This is a genomic window from Trichocoleus sp. FACHB-591, assembly GCF_014695845.1.
In the GTDB taxonomy this organism is placed as follows: domain Bacteria; phylum Cyanobacteriota; class Cyanobacteriia; order FACHB-46; family FACHB-46; genus Trichocoleus.
In genome coordinates this window covers 93,087-110,834 of the sequence record NZ_JACJPA010000017.1, presented here as the reverse complement: position 1 = coordinate 110,834, position 17,748 = coordinate 93,087, and the positions used below count along the sequence as shown (strand labels likewise).

Below are 17,748 nucleotides of genomic sequence, written 5' to 3'. Positions count from 1 at the left end.
AGGACAGGATTCAATCTGTCCGTTCTTAACCAAAATTGACCAAACAAGCGAACTTGAATAGAAACGAGGGAAGTGAATCATGGCAAAAGCAGTTTGGAACGGTGCAGTCCTCGCCGAAAGTAACAATTGCGAAGTGGTAGAGAACAACTACTACTTCCCCCCAGATGCCATCAATCGCGAATTCTTTAAAGAAAGTTCAACTCATACCACTTGTCCTTGGAAAGGTGTAGCCAGCTACTACAACGTTGAAGTAGAGGGCCAAGTGAACAAAGACGCGGCTTGGTACTATCCAGAGGCGAAGCAGGCTGCCAAAAACATTGAAGGCTATATCGCCTTTTGGCGCGGTGTCAAAGTCGAGGCGTAACTTTCGCCTCTCGATTTTGCTTGCTTGGTGGGTTACGGCTAGCCTAACCCACCCTACCGGAACTACTAGACCTAAGCCCAACCGTCGGCAGGGTTTTGATTGGTTTTGTTGCCAACACTTCATGCTTAATGTCGCCCCACTTTTGGCCCGCTTGCAATTTCTGTTGCAGCACCAGGTCAGGCACATCTGGCGATACCCAAACTTGAGCAGGTGCTAGTTGTCCTAAAAGCCGAGCATGTTCATAGTGGGGAGACTCGCTGAGGGCAGCATCCAGTCGTTGGGCGATCGCATCTCCTTCCCGATCAGCCTGATTGAGCAACAAAACATAATGGGGCTGAGGTTGAGTGACGGAAACTAAAGTTCTAAACGTTGTGCCCCCCAAATTTAGGTGATCGAAGACTTGAGCCACAAACGCAGCATGTAGTTTTTCGCCAACTAAATCGCTGGTCATCTGATCACGGCCCAAGAACTCCAGGCAAGGCGTGTTCAGGTAGGTGTGAGTCATCCAGACGCGATCGCCCATGCGATACCGATACAACCCGCCTTTTTGAGACAAGATGATTGAGTATTCTGTGGCTGGCTCTAGCTCGTGCAAAAGATGAATCTTGCCAGTGGAATCCTCAAATTCAAAGAAGACTTCATTCAGCAGCGGCACAGATCCCTGAGCGGCAATCAGTGGCACTGTCATCGGGGCTTCAGTCGCCAAAAGTCCTTTGCCTTGAACCATCACGCCGGAAAAGTGCGATCGCAGCGCTTGAGCTTGGTCGGCAGCATTGACGCTATCCCAACAGGAAATCAGCTTTAGGTGGGGCCAAATTTCTGTCCAAGTCGTTGTGGGATCTGAGAGCAAGGCGAGGCGTTGGGGAGAGACGCGATCGCGCAGTTGCTCACAAAGCTTTTGGCGGTGTTGCTGGATGTAATCAAGATGGACACTGAGAAAGCTAGGACTCCAAATTGAGATAATCTCTAGTTTTTCTGATTGCAATAACCCTAGACAGAGCTGCTCCTTAAACGCTTCTGGATCGCGGAGACGACTTAAACCCGTAGGAGCCAATAAAAAAGGTCGTAACGCCCACTGCAACCACCCATCTAGATATTCGGCATCATTTTCTAGCCCAACCTGTACCCCTGCTTTGGTTTGTGTGGGTTGAGTGAGTTGCGGCGAGATACAGAAATAGACTTTGCCTGTGGAGAACTGAGGCCCATTTGTGATCAGATCATGTGCCCAGATGCAAAACATTTGGCTAAAGGAGCGGCGCAGCGATCGCGTGTAGGGAACCCATTTTGCAGCCCCACGGCTCCCAGAAGTTTTCTCGTAAAAGAGAATGGGTTGCGGGGTCAGAAGAGCTTGCTGACTCTGTTTTTGGCGTTCAATCCACGGCTCCAAATCGGCGTAGTTCACAATCGGGATTTTCTGCCAGTCGGTCAGCGATCGCACCCCTAAAGATCTGCCATATTCACTGGCAACGAAGCACTCAAAAATCTTCTTTTGAACTTTTTGTTGAGCGGCTTGTGGGTCTTGCAGAGCTTGATGAAATCTGTGGGCCTCCGGGCTTAACAGCTTGGCAAAGAGTTGAATAATGGGGCGCATGGTTCAGGTTTAGGTTTGGAGAAATCTTGAGTCAAGACAGGCTTGCCAGTTGCGATCGCTCGTTCCACAATGTCCGCAGCCCGTGTTACTCCGCCAGCTTGGGCGATCGCTTGTTGTAATCTGACTGCGTTTTGTTTATAAGTTTCGCAAGTTAAGACTTGTTGAACCGCAGTTCTTAAACGGGCTGTGGTCAAGCGAGATTTTGGAACTACTTCTCCAGCGCCTGTCCATTTGATCCGAGCTGCAACTCCTGGCTGATCATCTGTGACTGGGAGCGCCACCATCGGCACTCCTGCTTGCAAAGATTCTAGGGCAGTATTCAAGCCTGCATGGGTGATGGCTAGAGTGGCGCGTTGCAGAAGTTCTAACTGGGGAGCATAACCGACCACAATCGGATCGCCAGGGAGAGCCCCAAGAGCTTCCGGAACAAGACCTTTCCCTAAAGCAATTACCAACTGAGCATCTAAGCCAACACAAGCGGCAGCAATTTGCTCAAACACCCAATGCGAACGGTTTCGTAGCGTTCCCATGGAGGAATAGATCAAAGGTTGACCCGTTAGTTTCTCAAATGGGAAGGAGACAGTTTCTCGACTCACAGTGCTGTGGAACGGCCCAGTGAAGTGGAAGTAGGAAGCAAGATATTGACGAGGATATTCAAACTCGGCAGGTTGGTGGCTGATTTGAGCGAGGGGGGAGAGTGCATCACTGGGATTACGATATAGCGGCAGTCGCCACATTTGGCGGTACTCATTCACAGGTTGATGCACCATGCGCCAATACTGCACCAACAGAGCATGGCCAAACCGATTTCGTAACCATGCCCAAGGCGCTGGGTCATAAGGCCAACCCGCAAAGAAAGGAGGCACACTGGCATCAGGCTGCATTAAGAGCGCACTGCAGAGAGAGACAAACGGGAGAGATAATCGTTCGGCGATCGCTCCTCCAGCAACAACCACATGATCCACGAGCAGAGCTTCTACCCCTGCGGCTTGAATTGCCACAGGAGCTTCTTGCAGAAACACAGTAGCCCAAACTTGTTGTCTGAAATTCAGGGTGGTCTGAAAAGCCGCTAAACCTCGTAATGTGCCCAAATGATCATAGAAATTTCCCAAAGTTCCTAAAGGAAACTCTTTCCTACCAAGGGGCCAAAAGTTAATTTCTGCCGCTTTTGCCTTTGCTGCTGTATCGAGGATATTGAAGAGAGTAACTTGATGGCCTTGTTGTTGCAGCTCGCGGCCTAAAGCCAGCATGGGGTTGAGGTGCCCAGTTGTGGGAGGGCATAACAGACCGTAATGAGTCATAAAATTTTAGGATTACTCAAGTTTTGAGGGTTGATGTTGCTGTTTGGCTAAAAGAGTTTGAACTTTGCTCTGATCAATCGTTTGATTAGGATACACATGCGTAAAAACGGGGATGTATGTTTCTGCTTGTACAACAACCCCAGGCCCAAGGTGATTCCAAGCCCCTAAAAACACACCGTCTCTGATTTTGATCTTTTTGACATACAGCATCAAATCTTGCTTTCGGGGCTTAATAATGTGCGGATAGAGACCCACCTGATGACCGAAAATGACGCGATCGCCTATCTCTAACAATCCGCGATCGGCAATCTCCAGATGTGGAGTCCAATAAACGCCGGCACCTACTTTTGAGCCCCATAGCCGCAACCAGAGGGAGAAGGCACCTGGAATCACACGCAATATAGTTTCCAAGGCAGGAAAGGCAACATAGATCGCCTGAAGTTGATGACTCCCCCACCAAGGAGAATAATCTTTTCCTTGTAGATAGCTGATACCTTCTAGCACAGGATAAAACCAACTATGAATCCGATAGATTAACAGCGGCAAGCCATAAAGCGAAAACAATAACAATGAAATAGCCCAAATGCTAGGAGAGATACAGATTGCCAGAAAGGAGCCTCCTACTAAGAGCATGACCAACGTCGGGAAAAAAGCCAAGAGAGCACTCAGCCAAGTCATTCCCTGCCGCTCTACCTTCATCTGGTTCACTATTTGCTCCCCCTTCCCTGGCAGGGAAGGGGGTTGGGGGGTTAGGTCTATCTCCGTTTGATGAGTCTCCATCGATCAGCTCCCTGTCCCTAAAAAGGCCAAAATAGCTTCTGAGATAACGTCAAATTTGTCTCAATCCCCAATGCTTCTGGAGCGCGATCGCATTCGTAATAAGTCCCATGCAATTGATCCCACAGCTTCAGATTCGCTCCATAATTACAGCCCTGAGCTTGGGCATGATGCCAAGCATGGTCTTGGGGCAAAACAAGCCAAGGTGAAAGCCAACAATAAATCAAACTCTGAGGAGCAGGAGCGATCGCACTATGCCGCCACAAGTCTAGAATTGCGGTCAAAGTGACTCCCAAAACATAGCCTGTGGGATTCTGTAATAGCAAGAGAAATAATGGATGAACCCACAAATACAGAATCAAAAAGCTACTCCATAGCGTATTGCGAGAAGTGCCCAACACATCCATTTGGGTAACAGTGTGATGAACTTGATGCCAAGGCCATAGACGATGGTGATGTAGCAGGCGATGATTCCAATAATAGAGATAATCGACGAATACAAAGCTAAGCAGGAATCCTAGTCCTGAAGAGAGCATCAAAATTCCTTTCCAAGTAGGCAACAGCCACTCATACAGTTGGTAAACCAATAGTAGTTGTAGAGCAGGAATTACTACGCCTTGAATTAAAAGCCCTGCCGTGTCCAACAGCCAATCTTCTTGGTTCTTCTGCAAGAGGGGATTAGATCGGCGATCGCGAGCCACAGTCAACAAAAGCAAAGTCACAAACGCAGCAAAGATCGCCATTACTATACCCAGAACGTGACTCGAACCGATTGATCAGGTAGCAGGCGGGGATCTTCGCCAGCAGCAATGCGATCGCGAATAGACTCCACGAATGTATGAATCGTATCCGCCGGAGTATTAGCAAATTTCTGACCGTATTTCTCAATCACTTCTTGCTGCAAGTCCAACGCTGCCACATCCTGACCGATGATGTGTTGAGCTGTCCAATGGATGAAGGGACGCGCCAATTGATTCCAAATGCCATAGTTGTAAGTAACATCGGTATAGACCAAGGTGGAATCTTCTGTTTCTGGGACGGATTGACTGGTAATCCACAGTTGGCGATACGGTCCCATGTCATACTCGACGCTGGTGACATTGGGCATGAAGAAATAATCCGTATGGCGAATCTTGCCGCCCTTGGGATTGAGAAACTTGGCATACCAGCCCAAGTTTGTGGTCTCGTTCCGGTATTCTGCTCGTACTGCTCCTTTTTGTCGCTCTACGGTCATCTCTAACTTCTGTCTACAAGGCGTGCGAAAAACACCGGGATGCACAGAAGCTGTATGCGGAATATCAATAAAGTTCTCAGCGCAGTTCGTCACATTATTGCGGAAGCGGTTGATCACTCGCACCGTTGCCCAGCCTGCTTCTTGGTAATGAGGCATCAGAAAGGGCTCAAATTCCTCACTCGGCTGGTCGGTCAGGCGTACATAGACATAACCATCTTGCTCACAAGTCTCGTAATGCTTCACCCGTCGAGCTTGAAGCTGCTTGAAGTCATCTCCTTCTGCTGGCACTGCTACGACAGTTCCATTGTTGTCATATACCCAGCCGTGATACGGACAATGCACCTGTCCTTGGCATACCTGACCACGAGATAGGCGACTACTACGGTGCATACAGCGATCGCGCAAAGCCACAGGTTCACCATTCTCATCCCGGAAAACTGCTAGCCATTCCCCCAACACAGTCCGAGATAGAACCTTGTTAGGTTTTAGCTGCTCACTTTGAGCTACCACATACCAGAAGTCCTCAAATTTCATACAACCTCCGTCAGAGGCGCGATCGTAATTTCTCCTGTCACATCCATTTGACAAGCCAATCTTGCTTGAGGATTTTCAGGTGCCAGCATATCCAAAATCTCCTGCTCGGCGGCACTAGGGGGAGGCAACTCCCCGGCCACTGTAACCAAACAGGTTCCACAAAGACCTGTGCGGCAGCCAAATAGCACCGGAGAATTTTGGACTGTGAGCTGTTCTGCTAGAGGCTGGTGAGGTTCTAGAGGGAGAGGTGCATATTCTGTATTTGAAAAATGAACCACACAACAGGACGCGTTCATGATAAAAACCAGGAGTCGAATAATTATTAATGAAATGTTTTGGGCTGCACCTGTAGAGGCGAAGCATTCGGTAGATGTTCTTCCGACAACTGCAAAGGCTATAGGCCAAATGCTCTACCCCCACTACATTAGATACAAATAAAAACGTTTAAACTTCGGATGATTTCTGCTTAGAAAAACATTTTGACCAGAGCGAAGGTTTGAGCTGATTCACATAGTTCATGTATTTCACCAACGGTGCATCAATACTCAGAAGCACTTGCGGATCAAACCGGATGTTGTTGTAGATCAGGCCATCTTCATCACGAAGAAAGTAGTAGCTCAGGCGAGTGAGGAGTAAGAGCGATCGCGTCACCACCCAGCCCCAGATTCCTGGCCTGTTCTCTGCCACATAAATTGGCTGAATACGAGTTTTATTCGGTGCGATCGGTGTATAGGCATAAATCATATGTAGTGGTGACACCAATCGCACATTTTTCATCATGGTCAGCAATCCCATGCAGCCATCGGCATATCGCATGGAATATTCATACCTTTTACCTAAAAATGTCTGAAGCACTGTTTCTCGCCACGTTTTACCAGGAATCTCTCCCCGCATAGTGAAATCAATCACATTGCCAGTTGCATTGCGATCGAGAGATAATTCCATCTCAACATTGAGCTTGTGAACCGTTCGTAAATGTTGTGCATCGATGCCATTCATCATGCAGATGTGATGATGGCAGTGCCGCTCCAGAGGCTGATCGTGCCAAACAACCAAGGATTTACCTTTCAACTCGTCAAACTCAACTACAGGTTCTGGCGCTTGGCCGTCTGGATACACCCAAATAAAGCCATATTTCTCGTCGGCAGCATAAGCTTGAATCTTGGCTCTATCTGGAATTTGAGCTTGACAAGGGATGTCTTGGCATTTGCCAGCGCCATCAAAGGCCCAGTGATGGAAAAAGCAACGAATCATATTGCCATCGACTCGTCCCAGGCTCAAATCTGTACCTAAATGAGGACAATAGGCATCTAAAGCTCGAACCTTCCCATCTTTGCCCCGATATACAGCTATTCTTTGACCACACAGATCAAAAGATTTCGCTCGACCAACTGATAAATCACGACTCGCACAGATGATGTACCAGCCTTGAGCCACCACATCATTATTGTTAAAAGTAGGGGCTCTTAGATCAGTCGAGGAAGGAATAGATTGCATGTTTAACTCACCTCCTCCAAGACCGCATCAGCAACTTCCTCAGGCGTAGAGATAAAGGTTGGCTGCGATCGCGGCCCAGAACCAACTTCCCCTGTAGCCAAAAATTTCTGCATGGCTCTTTGCTGCGTCTTTAGATATTGAGGGAGAGAATTCGCAGCCATCAATGACATCTCTCGATTGCTCTGCCAAACATAGCTGAGCTTATCGAGGTATATCTTGTAAGACTCCATTGCCTCTTGATGCGTCTGATAGCTACGATGCAACCCCTCTGACTCTTGGGTAAAGCAGGCCACCATCATTTCCTTAGCCTCGCGATCGCTCATCCCAAATACAGGCGATCGCAACACTTGATGAATGGCTGTATACAGAGCAGGGTCATACCAGAAGATACCGTTGATGGCTGCTGAGAAATGATAATGATCGCGCTGGCAACCCCGCAATCCCAAGTTCGCGACAGTACGTTCAAACTTTGTCGGAGGCTTTAAGCACTTCACAACATCATGAGCCAGAATTGTAGAGCTGTTGAAGTGGAAGCTCTCATCCAAGAAGTGATAATAAGAAATTTGGCTGGGAATCGGTGCGTTTGCTGCATCAGGATGTTTCTGATAGTAGGCGCTGAGCTTGTGTTGCACCAGTTTGCCGTTCAGTGTCCGCACTCCCCGAACCGTGAAATATTGGCACGCTAGAAAGGTGTTATCTGAAGACAACAAGCCAAAACATTTGAGCTGAACTTGCTTCCACCAGCGCTTTAAAGCATTGGTATCTGCAAATATCATCGTTTCCGTAAACGGTCCCCGCATCGGGTAGGTGAAAATTCGTTGACCGAATAAGGCTGCTTCTGTCTGACTAGCAATGGTTCTAAACGCATGGATATGCGATCGCTCTTGGGCTGACTCTAGATCCAGCGTGTCACAGACCAACCGGAAATCTTCTTGAGCATAAAGACCTGCTGCACTGGTCTGGTTAAAGAAAATCGTCGCGATCTCCGCTGAGACAATCTGCGAGTAATAGGCTACCCAATAGAGATGGTTCAACACGATGCGTTGACTGAGACTCGCTTGTTCCCACAAGGGAGTGCCGTAAAGCAGAGAGAACTCCTCTGGATTCCAGTATTCGTCTTTGCACTGGTCATAGTTAAAGTTGGCAGCAGCAGAATCGATTGCGGCAGTTTGATCTTGTTGCTGATTGCGTTGGTAGTTGATTTGCAGCTTACGATAAACCTTTTGATTTTCCAGCAAGGTATTTGCCTGAGGCTCATTAAATAGATTCATATACATTTCTCCGCTGGGAAGGGTTGAAAAGACCCGCGTTCCTCTAATTCCTGAACAATGGTGTGAGCGCTGGTTTTCTGCATCAGGGAGCGTAAATAACTCAACCGCGCCCCGCTCTGGATCTCAGTTTCTAACTCTTGCAAAACTTGAATTTGTTGCAATCGCGACAGATCTCCTTTGACTTGAGCGATCGCAGCTAAAACTCGCTGTGGCCCTACTTGCACCATTTGTAGAAACAGCGTCAATGCCTCGACAATTGCACTTTGGCTTGGTTCTGCTAAAGATGTTTGATTGAACAGCATTAAGCCCGAACCATGATGACGCGCTTCGGCTTGCAGAAATTGCTCAAACAATTGACCTAACTCTAGGTAACAACAGCCCTTAGCCAGACTGCGATAGTGACTTAATCCCCATCCTTCCAACACTACTTGGATGATGAACAGCAAGATAGCTTTATCTCCTGTCTCTAGCAAATCAGACAAAAACCGCAGAAATGGATCATCGGTGCCAATGGGTTCTTGTGTGAAAAAGCTCCGAATCTGAGCTAAGTGTGTGGCTTCTTCGGCGGCGAAGAGGCTGTAGAGCATCCGTTCCTCTAGAGTTTCTGCTAGCAAGAGCATCTTGGCCATATAGCCCATGCCCGCCTTCTCCACAAAATAGGCTTCTGCTAACAATCCTTGGCTGGCAATTTGCGCGATCGCCTGTTGTTCCGTTGAACTAGCATCCTGAAAGATCGCCACCCGTTCTAGACCAAAATGCGTTGCATCCCAATAAGGTTGTGGTAGTTGCGAGATTGACTGGTAGGAGTAGGAAAGCTGTGTTGCTGTGGGTAGCTGATTACCTAAAGTGGAAGCCAAAATCCGATTGAGTTTGTCTCCTTCATCAAGCAGAGGTAGATCAAATCCAGCAATGTTCGGATTCATTAAGCTGGCCTCCGTAAAAAGATCCGACGGTAGAACCGATCGATCAAGGGCAGGCGAATCCAATCAGGTACGAGCCGTTGAAAGAAATACACCAATGTTGCATCCTGTCCGACTCGTACTCGTAAGCGTCGCGATCGCCCTTCTGCCAAAGCCACCGCTTGTTGAGCCACTTGGATTGTGTTGTTGGGGGATTTGGCCCGTAATCGCTCCTTCAGCAAGTGATAATTCTGCATCTGTAACTGATAAACTTCCGAATCTCCTTCTGCCCAACCCGGATCGTGACCAAAGTTAGTGTAGCTGGCTCCAGGTTCAATCAGGGCAACATGCACGCCATGCGGCTTTAGCTCGTAATACAGACTCTCAGCCAAGCCTTCCAAAGCATATTTACTGGCGCAGTAAGCGGAGGTCAGCGGGAAACCTGTATAACCAAACGTCGAGGAGATAAAAATAACGGTGCCTTGTGTGGCTCGAATCTCTGGTAATAAAGCTTGCGTTAAGAGGGTAGGGCCGTAGAAATTTACCTCTATTTGTCGTCGCAGTTGGGCTTCACTGAGACCTTCTAGAGGGCCGAAAAAGCGATCGCCTGCATTATTCACTAGACAATCCAAATCTCCTTTTTGGCGCACATGCTCTACCACTACCTCGCGTTGAGTTGGATCGGTGACATCCAAATCGAGGATTGTTAAGCGATCGCCATATTCTTGCAGCGGTTCTGCCAGTAGCTCTCGGCGTTGGTTCGCTTGCCGCATCGTGCTGATCACTTGCCAACCGCACCGGAGAAACTCGTCCACCATGCCGCGCCCAAACCCAGAGGAGCAGCCTGTAATCAGGACTGTTTTCATACGACCTCCGGGATTCGTTCTGCCTCAAACTCTATCTTGGGTTCAACTTCTGGCCCTTCTGTCACAGCAACTTTTGCTAGTTCTAGAATTGGTTCCCAGATTCCCCAAGTGAGTGGTTGCTGCTGCTCTACATGCTGCATGAACTCAACAATGGAGTGATCCGCTTTGGTCGGGGTTTTAAGGTTAAATTTAATCGTCTGGAAGATCTGTGTATCACCTTTGGCGAAGTAATTCCCGACTAGTTGGGTGATAAACAAAATCATCCGGTTCAATAGCCAGCCCAGAAATCCAGACCGCTTTTTCGTGATTAAAACGGTTTGTCCTTCGGTTTTGCCACCCTCTAACAGCCGCAGCGTAAACATAATGTAGAAGTGGAGAAAATCAGGGCCGAGCGTCACTGTGCCCGTGCTGCCATACCAGTAGCACATGCTGTAGGTGCCCTCATTTTTGTAAAACGGCTGAATCAAGCGCATCAGCCAAGATTCATCGCCGCCTCTGGTGGTGTTGCTGAAGGTGATGGCATTGCGATGCAACGTCTCTGTGCGAAACACAATCTGAATTGGGAATTTGTGCACCGTATTGAAATGCTGGGCATCAATCGCATTGATCAGCAGCACATTCGGATGACAGTTTTTGAAGAAATGCGACCCAAACATCACGTCATAGTCTGTATGTTCTAGCTCTGGCACAAATGGCGGAGATTGCTGGGGTATCTCTCCCGTCCAAATCCAAATCAAGCCGTAATGTTCAGCAGTGGGCCAACTGGAAAGTTGGGTAGGAATCGCTTTCCCTAAGCAAGGCACATCCACACAATGCCCTTGAGAATCAAATTTCCAGTTGTGGAAGAAACAGCGAATGCCTGTGCCGTCTACTTTGCCTTCCGCCAAATGTGCCCCCATATGGGGACAATAAGCATCCAGCGCCACTACCTGTCCATCTTGATTGCGGTAAATCGCTAAATCTCGCCCCAACAGCTGCACAGGTTTGACCTGCCCTACTTTGAGGTCTCGCGATCGCAGTGCCCAATGCCACCCTTGGATAAAGCGATCGGGATGATTAAAAGTTTCTGTCTGCGTCCCAGCTTTGCTACTCATGAGTCGTTACACCAAAGCCGCAGGTTCTAGCATGGCGAACCACATCCGCCGTCCTGCTGGCGTTAAGTTAGTTTCGTTAATCTCTGCCAAGCACACCAACTCATCTCCTTTGTCGTGATGTGGGTTGTGAGTAGCAAAGAAGTCTATATGTGGATCTTTGCAGCGCTCTTCTGGAATTCCCTGAAGCTGACCTTTGAGCTGTTGCGGATGGGGGAAACGCACGATGCCAGTTGTCGTGTCATAACAGCCGCCAAACTGCCGCTGCGCTAGAAATTGCATCAATCTTGCCATTGGGGGAGATGTGGGGGCATCATAGCGAGGATAAAATTCTTGCCAAAACGTGGGTAAAAAGCGATAGGTACGATAGCCCGAGGAGATCAGGAGCCAATAAAGTTTGCCGCGAGGATATTTGCGCCGCAACTGATTGACAGAGGCAATCCAGGCCCGTGAGAGTGCTGAACTAGACCAAGCACTGGGGTCCATGAGCGTGTCGCCAGAGTAGACGATCGTCAACTCTTCACCCTCAAACTCAGTTTCATACATCAGAATTGTAGAGAAACCCTTGAGGGTCTGCGATCGCTCATCTTTCAATAAGATCACCCAGTTTTTGGTACTCAAGTCAGCTTCAAAAACCGCTCGCTTGACTCCGGAAAAATGAGTGCTTAATAGGCCATACATATCCTCGCGATCGGCAGTAGATAACTCCGCGATCGCCACAAGGTGACTTTTCATAGTTAAAATTCACGAGATCGGGCAGTTGCAATTCCTAGGTGACTGAGATGCTGGCTATTTGTTGATAGAGTTCCCTAGAACTTTTGAGGGCCACCAAATTCAGCCAATTACTTCTCCCTGCCAACCGTAAAGCAACGGACAAAATTTGCTAGCTCACTTTGTCTGATTCCGTTATTCTTAGGAACGAATCAGCACAGACTACAAGCTAGAAGGGTTGAGTCGTTAGGGTTGGAGGAATTTTTCAATCAATTGGGTGCAACTGTATAAAGCGTAACGACGCAACCAAGCTATTGAGTCAACCTATGTTCCACCTAATAATCTGTCCCCCTCGCTTTAATTCCGGTATTTAGTTACGGTGGTTGTTGCTATAGCGAATTCTGGCTCCAGCCCATTGCAACTTTTCGCGCAGCGTTTGGTAATAAGAATAGTTTTCGCGCAAGATAATAAACTTGGCTTGGCAATCAGCGACGCGTACATCTACACGCTGTCCAGGCCAAATTGAGGTTGCCATCACTCCATCCATCCACAGCTTGGTGCTGAGGTCGTTATCTGCCAAGGGCCAGATACTCACTACTGAACCGGGCGGCAAAACAATCGAGCGGCTAGAGAGGCTCAACGGGCAAATTGGTGTTACCACTAGGGCTTCCATCCCTGGGTGCACAATGGGTCCATTAGCAGCCACCGTGTAGGAAGTAGATCCGGTGGGTGTCGCTACGATCAGGCCATCTCCCTGGTACTGATCCACTACCTCACCATCTATCTCCATTTCCAAAATGGAAGTGATCATGCGATCGGCGGACGCAGGTTTCACCGTCATTTCATTGAGGGCTAAGTAGCGATCGCTCACCGGATCGAGATTGGTGCGATGCCCTTCATACACACTCGCTTGCACCATCATCCGAGTCTGCACTGCAAAACGGTCTTCTAGCAGCCGATCCCAAACTCGCTCTGAATCGCTCAGTTCCTCTGAAGACTCGGTTAGGAATCCCAAATGCCCACCCACATTCACCGCCAAAATTGGAATGCCGTCCGCAGCCAAGTGTCTGGTCGCTGAGAGCGCTGTGCCATCTCCGCCTAAAACCAGCGCCAAATCGATCGGATGGGTGGCTGAGGCTAAGAAGACAGGATAGGGATTGTCCTTGGGGCCGCTCGGTCCCATCAGCACTTTACAACCTCGGTCTTCTAGTTGCCGAGCACATTTTTCCGCCCAGCGCCGACTGGTCGCATCTCCTGCTTTGTGAGCAATAATGACGTTTTTGAGTTGCACCTAAATACCAATAAACTTCAGAGTTTAGCGATGCTGGCTTTCATCCTACCACTTGCCTTTCAGGCATTTAACCAGCGCCAACACTTGAGTTGCCAGCCTGATCCTGCAACTGCGATCGCACCTGCATAGTTAAGCGCAGGGCTGAGGTGCTGCAAAGTCCAGTTGTGGGCGTTTGACCAAGTCCCTCTGACTTCTCGCAAAGTCGCAGGTTCGCTAGGGACGAAAGCCACATCAAACTGATCGAGCGGAATCGACAGCCCTTGCCCCAAAGCTTTGATGTAGGCTTCTTTACGAGTCCAGGCATTAAAGAATGCTTCAGGTTTGAGGGCGTCAGGCAGCGATCGCAAAATATTTTGCTCTGAAACTGAAAAAACAGATTTAGCCACCTGCTCAAAAGGAAAGTCTGTGCGGATGTATTCGAGGTCAATTCCTAGTTCGCGATCGCTCGACACTCCCAATAGAGCCAATCCCTTCGAGTGAGATAAGTTGAAATGTAGCGATGGAGTAGCTTCTAACCTGGGCTTGCCGTAAGCGTTGTAGACGAAACGTAGGTGCGCGGGTGCTTGGTCAAGGTAGTGGCCCAAAATTAGGCGCAGTAAGCCTCGCGCCACAATAAAATGCTGCCTATCTTTAGGAAAATAGAATTTCGCGGCCCGTTCCTGTTCGTCGCTGGCTAGGGTTGCATGAAACTGCTCAACCAACGCTGGGTCTTGATCTAGCACCACACACCAGACATGTACTTCATCCTGAGCTAACTTCAAGTCGGCAGGTGGTAACTGCCAATAATTGCCCTCAATATGCTGCATTTTGTCCCCCTAGCTCCCCAAATCTGGAGGAGATTTGAGAGAGGCATATTCAGGCAGACGGCTGATAATTTGAGTGAGTTCTTGGGTTAAAAGTTGTAGGAGCAAGGTTTGGTCTGAGTGAATGAAAAAGTGATCACCTGGGAGCATTCGGTGAGAAAAACCAGCACTGGTTCGGGTTTGCCAAGCTTGTAACATCTCCGGAGACACATCTACATCTTGCAATCCGCTAAACGCGGTAATCGGGCAAGGTAAAGGAGCTTGGGACGAATGTATATAGGTTTCTAGCACCGTAAAGTCAGCCCGGAGAATCGGCAGCATTAACTCCATCAGCTCCGTATGCTCTAAAACTGCTTCTGGAGTGCCTTGTAGCCGACGCAACGCTGCGACGAATTCCACTTCTGGTAGCTGGTGCAGTGGCGATCGCAGACTAGGCAATTGAGGAGCCCGTGCCCCAGACACAAAGAGATGCACCGGATACACATGATGGGCTTGTAACCAGCGAGCCACCTCAAAGCTCACCCAGGCTCCCATACTGTGCCCGAACAACGCAAAGGGCTTATCTAGATGTGGCAGTAGAGATGAGGCGATCGCTGCTACCAACTCAGTCATCCGAGTTAATAGCGGCTCAGCCATGCGAGTGCCATGTCCAGGCATCTCGATCGCGCTTAGCTCAACATCTGCTGGTAGGCTATTCAGCCAAGGTCGAAAGATAAAAGAATTGCCCCCAGCATAGGGAAAGCAAAATAGCCGCAAACGAGCCTGAGAATTACGTTTGGGATAGGTCACAGAATTCGTAGCAGTGGGCACCAATTTTCTACTCAACCAAAACTTGCCGATCTGAGTTTACAGGCTACCACTTCCGTCATTCAGCAACGTTAGATAGGCATTGGCGAAGATAGCTGCTTGAGTGCGATCGCGCAGATTGAGTCGATTCAGAATATTGGTGACGTGATTTTTGACCGTACCTTCTGAGATAAACAAAGTCTGCGCAATTTCTCGGTTACTAGAACCCGCCGCAATCAGGCGCAACACTTCCCGTTCTCTAGGCGTGAGTTCGCTGACGCCAGGAGGCAGCGACTCAGCAGGTGAGCTAGCACTCGCACTCGGTTTCGGTCCCATGTGAGAAAGCACTTTCTGAAAAATGCCAGGACCAAATTGGGCATATCCCTTATGCACAGCTCGAATTGCCGCAGCTAACTCCTCCGAGGGTGTATCTTTGAGCAGATAGCCGATCGCCCCGACTCGCATGGCTTCCGCAATATATTCATCGTCATCAAAGGTGGTCAATACCAAGACTTTAATTGCCGGAAAGCGCTGACAAATGCTTTTAGTGGCGGCAACCCCATCCATCACGGGCATTCGCACATCCATCAGCACCACATCGGGTTGTAGGGCTTCTACTTGTTGGAGCGCAACTTGTCCGTTACTGGCATCTCCCACCACATCCAGGTCTGGCTCTAGCTCCAGCAGCGCTTTCAAACCCTGGCGCAGAATACTTTGGTCATCGACTAGTAGAACGCGGATCATTGGGGCGGTTTCGGTAAGGGCAGCTTGGCTAGAATGCGACAACCCGATCCTAGTTGACTTTCAATGCTAAAGTGACCGCCCAACGCCAAACTCCGTTCCTGCATCCCCTGAATTCCAAAGCCAGTGGTATTTTCATTCACTTCAAAGCCCTTGCCATCATCTTGAACCTGTAACAGCAGGATGTCTTTTGCTGTTCTAACTTGAATCTGCACCGCAGTAGGAGCAGCATATTTACAAATATTGGTTAGAGATTCCTGGACAATGCGATAAACCGTAGTTTTGACTTCTAGCGGCAGCGATCGCGTCAGTTCAATTTCACAAGTCGGCAAAATTCCGGTTGTACAGTGAAATTCTTGGGCTAGGCGGGCGATCGCCATTTCTACAGATTGCCCCTGGAGTGGATCGGAGCGCAACGCTGCTACAGATTGGCGAACTGCTTGCAATGCCGTTGATCCCAAGCGTTTTGCCTCTGCTAGAAAGGCTTGCGCCTTACTGGGGTTGGTTTGCCAAAGCTTTAAGGCTCCTTCCAGTTGAATGTTCAACCCGGTGAGAGCATGGCCCAAGGAATCGTGAATATCGCGGGCAATGCGGTTGCGTTCTTGCAGCGTGGCTTGGTCTTCAATTCGCAGGGCATATTGGCGCAGTTGTTCATTGGCGATCGCCAGCTTTTCTCGGCTTTCGCGCTCTGATAGCAGCGCATTGATTAAAAACAACACCAAAATCAGGATCAGACCAAACAGCAAAGCTGCATTCAACGTCAAATTGAGGATGAGAAACCGGATGCGGTCTTGCACCATCGGTCGCCCTGGCAGATTCAGCGTTTGCATGCGGTAAAGCAGCGTCAGCAGAAAGGAAGAAAACGCTAGCCCTGTCACCATCAAGCGTCCGGGCAGCTTAAACAGCAAACAACTGCGAATGACTAAAACCAAATAGAGAAACGGAAAAACCCGGATTCCCCGTGGACTCAAGCCTCCCGCCAAAACAATTAGGCTAAACTCTAACCCTGTATACAGCAGCTTCAGCCATCCAGGTCGGCTCACAGGGAGTCGTAGCCCCATCAGCCACAAGCCGCCAATACTCAAGAGCGTCGTGAGGGGAAACTGGCGCATCCGGGGCAGCGGCACGAAAAATAGTTCCGATAGTGTTGCTACACCGAGCAGAGCCCACTCTAAGTACAACAAGAACGGAAACGGATGAGTTTGAACTTTTAGCGGCTGACTCACGGAAGTTTGCGGATTAGCAAAATCAAAGGTGCTGCTTCTTACTTTAAGAGCACTACCTTTCCTTGGACTACTGCTTTTATGCCTGAGTCCTACGCCATCATCCATGACCAAAGTCATGCCAACTTCATGACCTTCTCCTCAGGTGGATAGAGAATCAATTTTTTATGATTGGCTCATCCACGGATGACTGAGCTACTCACAAATGATTCCAACTATGAAACTGAAACTGATTCCTTTGCTAGCAGGCGCGATCGCCATGACTCTAACTGCTGCTCCACTTGCGACCCAAGTCGTTCAGGCCCAGTCTGGCACCGGAACACCGAGCCAAAGCGGTCCCCGGATGAAAGGCATGAAAGGCATGAAGGCCTTGAATCTATCTGCGGAACAAAGGACGCAGATGCAGCAAATTCACGAAGCAACTAAAGCTCAAATCGAGCAAGTTTTGACCGCAGAGCAACGGCAACAACTGGAGGCAGCCAAGGAACAGCGACAAGCCACCAGGGCGGAAAGACAAGCAGCCAGAGCCCAGGGCCAAGCTAGACCCCAAGGAGAAAACAGAGAGCGCAGAGGCCCATTTGCCAACCTCAATCTCTCAGCCGAGCAACAAACTCGCATCCAAGAAATTAAGCAAGCGTCCCGTCAGCGCATGGAAGCAGTGCTCACCGAGGAGCAGCGGCAAACGCTGAATGAACTGAAGCAAACTCGACAGCAAAGACGGCAAGGGCAACAGCAATAACTCCTAGGCACTCTAGCCCTGTAAGTTGG

Annotated in this window: 19 protein-coding genes; 2 read left to right on the top strand and 17 right to left on the bottom strand. The window is 49.1% G+C overall.

All coding sequences use genetic code 11. The features are described from left to right. Positions 1-79 precede the first annotated feature (79 nt). A complete protein-coding gene (locus H6F90_RS01665; RefSeq protein WP_190549653.1) occupies positions 80-364 on the top strand; it encodes a DUF427 domain-containing protein in 285 nt (94 codons plus the stop codon). 43 nt (positions 365-407) lie between these two features. Here H6F90_RS01665 and H6F90_RS01660 read toward each other — a convergent pair whose 3' ends face one another. From H6F90_RS01660 to H6F90_RS01580, 17 genes are all read right to left on the bottom strand, one after another. Next, a complete protein-coding gene (locus tag H6F90_RS01660) occupies positions 408-1,955 on the bottom strand; it encodes a GH3 auxin-responsive promoter family protein (RefSeq protein WP_190549651.1) in 1,548 nt (515 codons plus the stop codon). After that, complete coding sequence (locus tag H6F90_RS01655; RefSeq protein ID WP_190549649.1) at positions 1,919-3,256, bottom strand: glycosyltransferase; 1,338 nt, start codon at positions 3,254-3,256, stop codon at positions 1,919-1,921. The genes H6F90_RS01660 and H6F90_RS01655 overlap by 37 nt, the downstream gene beginning before the upstream one ends. Before the next feature lie 12 nt (positions 3,257-3,268). Further along, entirely contained in the window at positions 3,269-4,036 is a 768-nt protein-coding gene (locus tag H6F90_RS01650) for an acyl transferase (protein WP_242024273.1), read from the bottom strand. A 17-nt stretch (positions 4,037-4,053) separates the two neighbouring features. Further along, positions 4,054-4,776 (bottom strand): sterol desaturase family protein, encoded by a 723-nt coding sequence (locus tag H6F90_RS01645; protein ID WP_190549647.1) that lies wholly within the window; start codon positions 4,774-4,776, stop codon positions 4,054-4,056. A 2-nt stretch (positions 4,777-4,778) separates the two neighbouring features. Beyond that, positions 4,779-5,801 (bottom strand): aromatic ring-hydroxylating dioxygenase subunit alpha, encoded by a 1,023-nt coding sequence (locus tag H6F90_RS01640; RefSeq protein ID WP_190549645.1) that lies wholly within the window; start codon positions 5,799-5,801, stop codon positions 4,779-4,781. After that, the gene (locus H6F90_RS01635) at positions 5,798-6,097 is read right to left on the bottom strand and encodes a 2Fe-2S iron-sulfur cluster-binding protein (protein ID WP_190549643.1); all 300 of its coding nucleotides are present in this window, start codon (positions 6,095-6,097) and stop codon (positions 5,798-5,800) included. Before H6F90_RS01635 ends, H6F90_RS01640 begins: the two co-directional genes overlap by 4 nt. Before the next feature lie 148 nt (positions 6,098-6,245). Next, positions 6,246-7,298: an aromatic ring-hydroxylating dioxygenase subunit alpha gene (locus H6F90_RS01630; RefSeq protein WP_190549641.1), complete on the bottom strand. Its 1,053-nt coding sequence runs from the start codon at positions 7,296-7,298 to the stop codon at positions 6,246-6,248. A gap of 2 nt (positions 7,299-7,300) precedes the next feature. Further along, positions 7,301-8,569, bottom strand: coding sequence for a P-aminobenzoate N-oxygenase AurF (locus tag H6F90_RS01625; RefSeq protein ID WP_199295654.1), 1,269 nt, complete (start codon positions 8,567-8,569; stop codon positions 7,301-7,303). Continuing rightward, on the bottom strand, positions 8,566-9,492 hold the full coding sequence (locus H6F90_RS01620; RefSeq protein WP_190549639.1) for a ferritin-like domain-containing protein: 927 nt from the start codon (positions 9,490-9,492) through the stop codon (positions 8,566-8,568). Before H6F90_RS01620 ends, H6F90_RS01625 begins: the two co-directional genes overlap by 4 nt. Then, positions 9,492-10,334: an SDR family oxidoreductase gene (locus H6F90_RS01615; protein ID WP_190549637.1), complete on the bottom strand. Its 843-nt coding sequence runs from the start codon at positions 10,332-10,334 to the stop codon at positions 9,492-9,494. The genes H6F90_RS01620 and H6F90_RS01615 overlap by 1 nt, the downstream gene beginning before the upstream one ends. Further along, the gene (locus H6F90_RS01610; protein WP_190549635.1) at positions 10,331-11,428 is read right to left on the bottom strand and encodes an aromatic ring-hydroxylating dioxygenase subunit alpha; all 1,098 of its coding nucleotides are present in this window, start codon (positions 11,426-11,428) and stop codon (positions 10,331-10,333) included. Before H6F90_RS01610 ends, H6F90_RS01615 begins: the two co-directional genes overlap by 4 nt. A gap of 6 nt (positions 11,429-11,434) precedes the next feature. Beyond that, a complete protein-coding gene (locus tag H6F90_RS01605; RefSeq protein ID WP_190549633.1) occupies positions 11,435-12,160 on the bottom strand; it encodes a hypothetical protein in 726 nt (241 codons plus the stop codon). A 346-nt stretch (positions 12,161-12,506) separates the two neighbouring features. Beyond that, positions 12,507-13,427 carry an NAD(+) kinase gene (locus H6F90_RS01600; protein ID WP_190549631.1) on the bottom strand — a complete coding sequence of 307 codons (921 nt, stop codon included), beginning with the start codon at positions 13,425-13,427 and terminating at the stop codon, positions 12,507-12,509. A 59-nt stretch (positions 13,428-13,486) separates the two neighbouring features. Next, positions 13,487-14,233 (bottom strand): 4'-phosphopantetheinyl transferase superfamily protein, encoded by a 747-nt coding sequence (locus H6F90_RS01595; protein ID WP_190549629.1) that lies wholly within the window; start codon positions 14,231-14,233, stop codon positions 13,487-13,489. Positions 14,234-14,242: 9 nt separating this feature from the next. Continuing rightward, positions 14,243-15,019 carry a thioesterase II family protein gene (locus tag H6F90_RS01590; protein ID WP_370587918.1) on the bottom strand — a complete coding sequence of 259 codons (777 nt, stop codon included), beginning with the start codon at positions 15,017-15,019 and terminating at the stop codon, positions 14,243-14,245. Between the two features lie 57 nt (positions 15,020-15,076). After that, positions 15,077-15,760: a response regulator transcription factor gene (locus tag H6F90_RS01585; protein WP_190549624.1), complete on the bottom strand. Its 684-nt coding sequence runs from the start codon at positions 15,758-15,760 to the stop codon at positions 15,077-15,079. Next, positions 15,757-17,100 carry a sensor histidine kinase gene (locus H6F90_RS01580; protein ID WP_199295653.1) on the bottom strand — a complete coding sequence of 448 codons (1,344 nt, stop codon included), beginning with the start codon at positions 17,098-17,100 and terminating at the stop codon, positions 15,757-15,759. Before H6F90_RS01580 ends, H6F90_RS01585 begins: the two co-directional genes overlap by 4 nt. Positions 17,101-17,197: 97 nt before the next feature. On the opposite strand from H6F90_RS01580, the gene H6F90_RS01575 reads away from it, so the two are divergent. Further along, positions 17,198-17,719: a Spy/CpxP family protein refolding chaperone gene (locus H6F90_RS01575; RefSeq protein ID WP_190549622.1), complete on the top strand. Its 522-nt coding sequence runs from the start codon at positions 17,198-17,200 to the stop codon at positions 17,717-17,719. The last annotated feature ends 29 nt before the right edge of the window (positions 17,720-17,748 follow it).

Excerpts from the sequence above, each read along its gene's own strand:
- H6F90_RS01575 (WP_190549622.1), top strand. The coding sequence starts at position 17,198 with ATGAAACTGAAACTGATTCCTTTGCTAGCAGGCGCGATCGCCATGACT.
- H6F90_RS01595 (WP_190549629.1), bottom strand. The coding sequence starts at position 14,233 with ATGCAGCATATTGAGGGCAATTATTGGCAGTTACCACCTGCCGACTTG.
- H6F90_RS01640 (WP_190549645.1), bottom strand. The coding sequence starts at position 5,801 with ATGAAATTTGAGGACTTCTGGTATGTGGTAGCTCAAAGTGAGCAGCTA.
- H6F90_RS01610 (WP_190549635.1), bottom strand. The coding sequence starts at position 11,428 with ATGAGTAGCAAAGCTGGGACGCAGACAGAAACTTTTAATCATCCCGAT.
- H6F90_RS01605 (WP_190549633.1), bottom strand. The coding sequence starts at position 12,160 with ATGAAAAGTCACCTTGTGGCGATCGCGGAGTTATCTACTGCCGATCGC.
- H6F90_RS01660 (WP_190549651.1), bottom strand. The coding sequence starts at position 1,955 with ATGCGCCCCATTATTCAACTCTTTGCCAAGCTGTTAAGCCCGGAGGCC.
- H6F90_RS01625 (WP_199295654.1), bottom strand. The coding sequence starts at position 8,569 with ATGAATCTATTTAATGAGCCTCAGGCAAATACCTTGCTGGAAAATCAA.
- H6F90_RS01620 (WP_190549639.1), bottom strand. The coding sequence starts at position 9,492 with ATGAATCCGAACATTGCTGGATTTGATCTACCTCTGCTTGATGAAGGA.
- H6F90_RS01650 (WP_242024273.1), bottom strand. The coding sequence starts at position 4,036 with ATGGAGACTCATCAAACGGAGATAGACCTAACCCCCCAACCCCCTTCC.
- H6F90_RS01585 (WP_190549624.1), bottom strand. The coding sequence starts at position 15,760 with ATGATCCGCGTTCTACTAGTCGATGACCAAAGTATTCTGCGCCAGGGT.
- H6F90_RS01655 (WP_190549649.1), bottom strand. The coding sequence starts at position 3,256 with ATGACTCATTACGGTCTGTTATGCCCTCCCACAACTGGGCACCTCAAC.
- H6F90_RS01630 (WP_190549641.1), bottom strand. The coding sequence starts at position 7,298 with ATGCAATCTATTCCTTCCTCGACTGATCTAAGAGCCCCTACTTTTAAC.
- H6F90_RS01645 (WP_190549647.1), bottom strand. The coding sequence starts at position 4,776 with ATGGCGATCTTTGCTGCGTTTGTGACTTTGCTTTTGTTGACTGTGGCT.
- H6F90_RS01615 (WP_190549637.1), bottom strand. The coding sequence starts at position 10,334 with ATGAAAACAGTCCTGATTACAGGCTGCTCCTCTGGGTTTGGGCGCGGC.
- H6F90_RS01665 (WP_190549653.1), top strand. The coding sequence starts at position 80 with ATGGCAAAAGCAGTTTGGAACGGTGCAGTCCTCGCCGAAAGTAACAAT.
- H6F90_RS01580 (WP_199295653.1), bottom strand. The coding sequence starts at position 17,100 with ATGACTTTGGTCATGGATGATGGCGTAGGACTCAGGCATAAAAGCAGT.
- H6F90_RS01635 (WP_190549643.1), bottom strand. The coding sequence starts at position 6,097 with ATGAACGCGTCCTGTTGTGTGGTTCATTTTTCAAATACAGAATATGCA.